Annotated in this window: 10 protein-coding genes; 8 read left to right on the top strand and 2 right to left on the bottom strand. The window is 39.5% G+C overall.

Translation table 11 applies throughout. The features are described from left to right. Window positions 1-18: 18 nt before the first annotated feature. Window positions 19-1,017, top strand: a complete 999-nt coding sequence (locus DC53_RS00485; protein ID WP_045984494.1) for an ABC transporter ATP-binding protein — start codon at window positions 19-21, stop codon at window positions 1,015-1,017. Window positions 1,018-1,065: 48 nt separating this feature from the next. Beyond that, window positions 1,066-1,965 (top strand): Dyp-type peroxidase, encoded by a 900-nt coding sequence (locus DC53_RS00490; RefSeq protein WP_007378732.1) that lies wholly within the window; start codon window positions 1,066-1,068, stop codon window positions 1,963-1,965. Window positions 1,966-1,978: 13 nt separating this feature from the next. Here the strand turns inward: DC53_RS00490 and argR are convergent, their stop codons facing one another. Then, entirely contained in the window at window positions 1,979-2,446 is a 468-nt protein-coding gene (gene argR / locus DC53_RS00495; protein ID WP_006794541.1) for a transcriptional regulator ArgR, read from the bottom strand. Between the two features lie 225 nt (window positions 2,447-2,671). Here argR and mdh point away from each other — a divergent pair, with 225 nt between their 5' ends. After that, window positions 2,672-3,604, top strand: a complete 933-nt coding sequence (mdh, locus tag DC53_RS00500; RefSeq protein WP_002957751.1) for a malate dehydrogenase — start codon at window positions 2,672-2,674, stop codon at window positions 3,602-3,604. Window positions 3,605-3,689: 85 nt separating this feature from the next. On the opposite strand, the gene ispB is transcribed toward mdh, so the two are convergent. Next, the gene (gene ispB / locus DC53_RS00505) at window positions 3,690-4,661 is read right to left on the bottom strand and encodes an octaprenyl diphosphate synthase (protein ID WP_007378733.1); all 972 of its coding nucleotides are present in this window, start codon (window positions 4,659-4,661) and stop codon (window positions 3,690-3,692) included. 422 nt (window positions 4,662-5,083) lie between these two features. Between ispB and rplU the strand changes: the two genes are divergently transcribed. From rplU to DC53_RS00530, 5 genes are all read left to right on the top strand, one after another. Next, window positions 5,084-5,395, top strand: coding sequence for a 50S ribosomal protein L21 (rplU, locus tag DC53_RS00510; RefSeq protein WP_002957748.1), 312 nt, complete (start codon window positions 5,084-5,086; stop codon window positions 5,393-5,395). Between the two features lie 16 nt (window positions 5,396-5,411). After that, on the top strand, window positions 5,412-5,669 hold the full coding sequence (rpmA, locus tag DC53_RS00515) for a 50S ribosomal protein L27 (RefSeq protein WP_002957747.1): 258 nt from the start codon (window positions 5,412-5,414) through the stop codon (window positions 5,667-5,669). A 141-nt stretch (window positions 5,670-5,810) separates the two neighbouring features. Continuing rightward, entirely contained in the window at window positions 5,811-6,968 is a 1,158-nt protein-coding gene (gene cgtA / locus DC53_RS00520; RefSeq protein ID WP_007378734.1) for an Obg family GTPase CgtA, read from the top strand. Window positions 6,969-7,040: 72 nt separating this feature from the next. Then, the gene (folA, locus tag DC53_RS00525) at window positions 7,041-7,532 is read left to right on the top strand and encodes a type 3 dihydrofolate reductase (RefSeq protein ID WP_007378735.1); all 492 of its coding nucleotides are present in this window, start codon (window positions 7,041-7,043) and stop codon (window positions 7,530-7,532) included. A gap of 78 nt (window positions 7,533-7,610) precedes the next feature. Next, window positions 7,611-7,985 carry a DUF3718 domain-containing protein gene (locus tag DC53_RS00530; protein ID WP_007378736.1) on the top strand — a complete coding sequence of 125 codons (375 nt, stop codon included), beginning with the start codon at window positions 7,611-7,613 and terminating at the stop codon, window positions 7,983-7,985. The last annotated feature ends 187 nt before the right edge of the window (window positions 7,986-8,172 follow it).

Here is an 8,172-nt window from a genome sequence, read left to right as displayed (position 1 = left end):
TTTCTTAAGATCCAACCTATGATTCATGATTTAGATTTAACAGTGGGCAAAGATGAAATTGTTTGTCTGCTCGGTGCAAGTGGTTGCGGTAAAACAACCACATTAAAAGCCATTGCAGGTTTAATTGAAGCCAAGCAAGGGTCTATTTTTATAGACGGTAAATTAGTGAGTAATGAGCAATCATTTGTCTCACCTGAGCATCGTAACATCGGCATGATGTTTCAAGATTATGCATTGTTTCCGCATTTGACAGTGGCAAATAATATCGCATTTGGGCTTAGTAAAATGAGTAAAGCCCAAAAGCAGCATCGTGTTGATGAAATGCTTAAGCTTGTTCATTTAATTGGCTGTGCCGATAGATTTCCTCATCAGTTATCGGGTGGTCAGCAGCAACGCGTAGCGATTGCTCGCGCATTAGCTTATAAACCTAGTTTGTTATTGCTTGATGAGCCTTTTTCAAACATTGATACACAAGTACGCTTTGAACTAATCGCCGATATACGTCGAATTATTAAGGCAACACAAGTCTCTGCTGTATTTGTTACGCACTCAAAAGAAGAGGCATTTGCCTTTTCCGATACACTTGCCATTATGCATCGCGGTAAAATTGCGCAACAAGGCACGCCAGAACAGCTTTTTGCAGCTCCAAGCTCAAAGGAGGTTGCAGAGTTTCTGGGTCAAGGCATATACTTAGAGGCAGAAGTATTAACGACAACTGAATATAATACACCGTTTGGCTTAGTTAAATCATATATTGGACATGAGCATAGAGCGAGTGTAGGGAAAATATATGTTCGTCCTCACCAGATTGAATTAGTAAGTGATAATCTATGTGACAGACACTGTGAACGAGCTACAATATTAAGTAGTCGCTTTATTGGTTCAGCGTATGTTTACACAGTCGTTATTGCTGAGCAAGAAGTTGAAGTTGCTGCACAATATGACCAATCATTTGAAAAAAATGAGCAGGTTATAATAAAAATAAAACCTCACACGGTGAACTTTTTCGAATCATAATTAATTTGTTATTCGCTGTGTTTTTATCTATAAAACTAAGGAATAACAATGGCGCAAGCGCAATCAGGGATTTGTGCTGAAGCAAACTTACACGGTTTGCACTTATTTTTTAATGTGTTTGATGGTCAAGATGAATCGTTACGCGTAAAACTAAAGCAAGTAAGCGCTATTGAAGAAGAATTTAGCGATCAGTTTTCAGAATCAATGCTCTCTTGTATGGTCGCTATTGGTGCGCAATATTGGCCACATATCCTTCCTGAGTACATTCCAAGCGAATTACAGAGCTTTCCTAATATAAATCACAGCGATCACCAAATGAGCGTGCAACCGTGTGATTTGTTTGTGCAAATTCGCTCTGACCGTGAAGACGTTAACCATTTATTTGCCCTGCAAGTATTAAAGTTATTTGCTCCTGATGTAGAGCTGGTAGAGCAGGTTCGTAATTTTCGCTTTTTAGATGGACGAGACTTTAATGGCTTTATTTATGGTGGCGATTCTGCTCATGGTAGAAAAAAGCGTGCGACGGCACTAATAAATAAACCGGGTAGCTTTGAAGATCAAGGAAGTTATATTCATGTACAACGTTATAAGCATGACTTAACTGTGTGGCAGCATTTATCATTAAGTGAGCAAGAGCAAATAATGGGTCGTACGCGCCTTGATAACACACTAATTACCCCCGCGATCGAAACCAGCCATGCTTCGCGTAGTGAGCTAAAAGATGAAGACGGGCAACCGCTACTATTAAATCAAAGCATGCCTTATGGCGATGTGTATGAGCAGGGAATGTTATCAATTACATGTGCATGTACAGGAACCGCGTTCGAAAAAATACTTAAAAGCCGTTTAGGCGAAGGTGATTGTTACGACCACTGGCTTGATTTTACTCAAGCCGATATGGGTTCTGCTTTTTTTGCACCTTCGGTCGGATTTTTAAAACAGATTTAATTACGATTAATAATCAAACCGTATCAAATAAAATGCGAACGCGTTCAAGTGTCACGTCTATTTCAGATATTTTAGCCGGGGCGATAAAAATAGTGTCATCGCCGGCAATAGTTCCTAGTACGCCATCTGCTTTACCTAATGAATCTAATAAACGTGCAATAAGCTGAGCCGCACCTGGGCTGGTACGAATGATGATCATCATTTCGTTGTGCATAATGTCGATTACTAATTGGCGTAATGGGCTTTTAGCCGTAGGTACACCCATTTCAGCAGGTAAGCAGTAAACCATTTCTTGCTTGGCATTACGTGTGCGTACAGCGCCAAACTTACTTAACATGCGTGATACTTTACTTTGGCTTATATTGTCAAAGCCTTGCTCTTTTAACGCATCAACTATTTCGCCTTGAGAGCCAAAGTTTTCTTCTTTTAAAAGCGATTTAAATGCTTTTACCAGTGCTTCTTGTTTATCTTGTGGTTGCATAGTCTTTATTCATTTTTGTTATTTATGCTGCAAATTCTACACAATAATGAATAATTATGCAGCAGTTGTTTAGTTAACTTGCCAGTTTGATGCGTTAAATCACAAAAGTTTACGACTATGGTCGAAAATATACTTGAAATAGACAGGATAAATTTGTTTTTAGTCGCTAATTTCATTATCTTAAGAGCCACAAATATTTCCTACCTCAAATGACGGAGAATTCCAATGAAAGTTGCTGTATTAGGTGCTGCAGGCGGTATCGGCCAAGCGTTGTCTTTATTATTAAAAACAGGCTTACCAGCTGGCTCTGAATTATCACTTTATGATGTTGCACCAGTAGTACCAGGTGTTGCGGTTGACCTTTCTCACATCCCAACAGATGTTAAAGTAGCAGGCTTTGGCGCAGACGATTTAAATAAAGCGCTTGAAGGTTCTGACATCGTTCTTATCCCAGCGGGTATGCCACGTAAACCAGGTATGGATCGTGCTGATTTATTCAATGTAAATGCTGGCATCATCAAAACGTTAGCAGAAGGCATTGTTGCCAGCTGTCCTAAAGCGTTAGTAGGTATTATTACTAACCCAGTAAACGGCACAGTTCCAATTGTTGCTGAAGTATTCAAAAAAGCAGGTACTTACGACGCTAAACGCGTATTCGGTATTACTACGCTTGACGTTATTCGTTCAGAAGCATTTGTTGCTGAACTTAAAGGCGTAGACGTAGCAACTGTAAAAGTACCAGTAATTGGTGGTCACTCAGGCACAACGATTCTGCCTCTACTTTCTCAAGTTGAAGGTGTTTCTTTTACAGATGAAGAAGTTGCTGCACTTACTCCACGTATCCAAAATGCGGGTACTGAAGTTGTAAATGCTAAAGCAGGCGGTGGTTCAGCTACGCTATCTATGGGTGCTGCTGCAGCGCGTTTTTGTATGTCTTTAGTTAAAGGCCTACAAGGTGAAGAAGTTGTAGATTACGCTTACGTTGCTGTTGAAAATGGCGATGCAGAGTACTTTGCACATCCAGTACGTTTAGGTAAAAACGGCGTAGAAGAAATTCTTTCTTACGGCGAACTAAGCGCATTTGAAACAAAAGCAAAAAATGACATGCTTGAAACTCTGAAAAAAGACATCAAAGAAGGTGTTGATTTCATGGCGTAATAGCCGGTTTAAGCAACAAAAAAGCCTGCATTTGCAGGCTTTTTTATTGCTCAGAATTAATGTCACACTGTGTAACTAGTTAAAACTAGTGGTCGCGGTCAACCGCAATACGGGCAAGGCTTATAAGTGCTTGCTTATAGTCAGACTCAGCTAAAAAGTCTAAACAGGCAATGGCTTTTTCGGCCTCAAACTCTGCTTTTTGCATTGTAAACTCAAGCGCATTAGTTTGTTTTAGTGCAGTTAAAATTTCTTCTAAATGCTCCATACCATTACTGTGCTCTATTGCATCACGAATAAGTTGCGTTTGCTGCTCGCTACCATGTTGCATAGCATAAATAAGCGGAAGGGTTGGTTTGCCTTCAGCTAAATCATCGCCAATGTTTTTACCTAGCTGCTCAGCATCCGCATTGTAATCGAGTACATCATCCACTAACTGAAACGCGGTGCCTAAATGCATACCGTATAAGTTTAATGCGTCGAGTGTCGCTTGGTCTTGCTCAGTAATAATGGCAGCAAGGCCTGTCGCTGCTTCAAATAATTTAGCCGTTTTAGAGTAAATAACCTGCATATAGCTGGCTTCAGTCGTATCTGGGTCATTGCAGTTCATCAGCTGCAATACTTCACCTTCAGCAATAATGTTTGTTGCATCGGCAAGTACTTGCATAATCTGCATTTTTCCAAGGCCAACCATAAGCTGAAATGAGCGAGTGTAAATAAAGTCACCAACTAATACGCTAGCAGCATTACCAAATTCAGCATTTGCTGTAGGCGTGCCACGTCGTAAGTTTGATTCATCTACAACATCATCATGCAATAGCGTTGCTGTATGGATAAACTCAACAATTGTTGCAAGTGTTATGTGATCTTTACCCTGATAACCGAGCGCCTTGGCTGCTAAAATTGCGAGCATTGGACGAACACGTTTGCCGCCACTGCTAACTATATATAAACCAAGCTGATTAACTAACGCCACATCTGAGCGCATTTGCGCATGTATAAGTTGATTGACGTCATTCATATCGCTTTCGATTAACGCCTGGATAGCTTTTATATCCATTGATCTCCGAGCCAATTTTTATGTGTGAACGGCGCAGATTGTACAACAAAAAATGCACTAGCTCGATATTTTGTGACGATTGATTGAAAAAACACTATTAAAGTACTGAATAAGAGCTTAATTGGTTGAGATAACTGATTAATAGATAACCAACATGCAGTCTGAGTCGCGCTTAGATATTATACAGCGAGAGCTCTATTTAAGCGCATTAACTTATTTCGCTTAACAGCTAAAAAGCACTTGGCAAAAGGGTCAATTAATATAAACTGGGGGAAATATTGAATTACTCTCAATGCAGCTACTTTTTATTCATTTTAATTACAAAATAGGCTTGCTAGTTATTTCGCGTTAGCGTAAACTTCGCGCCCTATCGAAGAATATTTTAGTTGCACCGATTTGAGGGTGCACAGACGGAGTTAATTATGTACGCGGTTTTCCAAAGTGGTGGTAAACAGCATCGTGTGACTGAAGGTCAAACGATTCGTCTTGAAAAATTAGACGTTGAAACTGGTGCGGCAGTAGAATTTGATTCAGTACTTTTAGTTGCTGATGGTGAGAAAATCGAGATCGGTGTACCGTTCGTAAACGGTGGCAAGATAACAGCTGAGGTTGTTTCACATGGTCGCGGTGAGAAGATTAAGGTTGTTAAATTTAGACGCCGTAAGCATTCTCGTAAGCAAATGGGCCATCGTCAATGGTTCACTGAAGTTAAAATCACTAGCATTAGCGCTTAATTAGAGGTACTTAGAAATGGCACATAAAAAAGCAGCTGGTAGTACTCGTAACGGTCGCGATTCAGAAAGCAAACGCCTAGGTGTTAAGCGTTTTGGTGGCGAATCAGTTCTAGCGGGTAGCATCATTGTTCGTCAGCGTGGAACTCGTTTCCACCCTGGTACAAACGTAGGTATCGGTAAAGACCACACTATCTTCGCAAAAGCAGATGGTAAAGTTCAGTTTGAACAGAAAGGTCCTTTAAACCGTAAATACGTAACTATCGTAACTGAGTAATCAGTAAGGTAGTTAAAAAACCCCGCCTTTGCGGGGTTTTTTGTTTTAAGAAAAAAATATATACCCAAGCCAAGCCTGCAATCAGCTTGGCTTCGGTATATAATAGTTAAATTAACAAGCCAATCCCTAAAGTGAGTAATCATGAAGTTTGTAGATGAAGTAGAAATTCGCGCAGAAGCTGGAGACGGTGGCAGCGGCATCGTGTCTTTCCGTCGTGAAAAATATGTTCCAGATGGTGGACCAGACGGCGGTGACGGTGGAGACGGTGGTAGTGTTTATCTACAAGCTGATGAAAACTTAAATACCCTCATTGATTATCAGTTTGAGCGTTTCCATAGAGCTGAACGTGGTACTAACGGTCGTAGCCGTAACTGTACAGGCCGAAAAGCCGATGACTTATTTGTTATGGTGCCTGTAGGCACACGTATCATGGATGTTGATACCCAAGAGGGACTTGGTGATTTAACGCAACATGGTCAACGTATTTTGGTTGCAAAAGGTGGTTTCCACGGCTTGGGGAATGCACGTTTTAAATCAAGTACTAACCGAGCACCTCGTCAAAAAACCTTGGGTACTGAAGGCGAAGTACGTAATTTAAAATTAGAGTTGCTACTATTAGCGGATGTAGGCTTACTAGGGCTTCCTAACGCAGGTAAATCTACGTTTATCCGTAGTGTATCAGCAGCACGGCCTAAAGTAGCTGATTACCCGTTTACAACGCTTATTCCTAATTTGGGTGTAGTGCGTCCAGAAGCGAATAAATCATTTGTAATAGCTGACATACCAGGCTTAATTGAAGGTGCATCTGATGGTGCAGGCTTAGGCATCCGCTTCTTGAAGCATTTAGAGCGTTGTCGTGTGTTATTACACATTATCGATGTAATGCCGGTAGATGGTTCAAACCCTGTTGATAATGCATTCTCGATTATTAACGAGTTACATCAATACAGCCCTAAATTAGCTGAAAAGCCACGTTGGTTAGTTTTTAATAAAATAGATTTATTACCAGAGGACGAAGCAAAAGCGTTATGTGAAGCTATTGCAGAAGAACTGGGCGAAACTGAAAATATTTATCACATTTCAGCGATTAATAAACTCAATACTCAACCTTTAATTCACAACATAATGACACTGCTCGATAGCATGCCTAAAGAGAAGTTTGTACAGGTTGAAGATGAAGAGATTGAATTCAAGTGGGATACCTATCATGAAAAAGCCACTAAAGGTAAGGGCAATGATGATGATTGGGACGATTGGGATGAAGATGATTACGACGTAGAAGTTGTCTACGAGCGCTAATTAAATAGAATTTATAAAAAGGAGCTTATGCTCCTTTTTCTTTGTTTAAAAATAAAGTACTAGGTATTTAATATGATAATTTCAATGATTGCAGCAATGGCAAATAACCGTGTAATTGGCCTAGATAATAAAATGCCATGGCATTTACCTGCAGATCTTCAGCATTTTAAAAAAGTGACTACAGGTAAGCCTGTAATTATGGGTCGTAAAACTTTTGAATCTATCGGACGTCCTCTGCCTGGGCGACGTAATATTATTATTACTCGTAATCTTGGGTATCAAGCTGATGGAATTGAAACGGTAGCAACACCAGAGGCTGCATTGAATTTAGTTTCTGACGCTGAAGAAGTAATGATCATTGGTGGTGGAAATATTTATCAGCAGTTTTTAGAGCGTGCAGAGCGCTTATATTTAACGTTTATAGATTTAGATGTAGAAGGCGATACACAATTCCCAGATTATCAAAAAATAGCTAAATGGGAGCTTAAAGAAGAGTTAAGTATGCAGCCTGATAATAAAAACAAATCTAGTTATAAATTCGTAACTTTATATAAAATTCAATAACATTATTGCGAAAATCTACGTGTGTTGGTACAATATTAACCAATCAACATAGGTAAAAAGTACCATAAAGGGTTTTTCATGTTTAAATTACCAAAGCTAGTTATTGTTACTGCTATTGCAGTAGGTTCATTTTCGTATGTAGCGCCTGCAAACGCTGAAGATCAATTAGCTGTATCTATTTGCGAGTATATAGCAGCGGACGATAAAAACCGTTTACGTAGTAAACTTAAAAGTTCTCGTGTAAAAATTCGTAATATCTACGATGCAATACAATGTAATGGTAATAACTTATTACGCCATGCAGTTGCAAGCAACGCAGTAGGTACTGGTGAATACATTGTTAAAAACCTTTCAAAAAGTTCATTAGCTGATGGCGCAGATATCGCTTGGGCTGAAGGTAACCATGCTGGTTCACCACTTATTGCTGTAATTAAAGACCGTGCTGGTCTGTAATTAAAAAGCATTTAAAAGCCGCGTTTTATACGCGGTTTTTTTGTAGCTAAAAATCATGTAACTGTGGTTTTTCAATAAAAAGCCGATATTACTATGTAATATCGGCTTTTTATTGAAAGGGTGATTATCTTATACCAATCTGCTTATATATGGGGTCTATTTAACGTTAAGAAAATTACGCTAGAAC

Origin of the sequence: Pseudoalteromonas fuliginea (assembly GCF_000690055.1) — a bacterium.
Classification (GTDB): domain Bacteria; phylum Pseudomonadota; class Gammaproteobacteria; order Enterobacterales; family Alteromonadaceae; genus Pseudoalteromonas; species Pseudoalteromonas fuliginea.
Note: the sequence above shows the minus strand (reverse complement) of the source record. Positions and strands in the feature narration are given on the sequence as shown.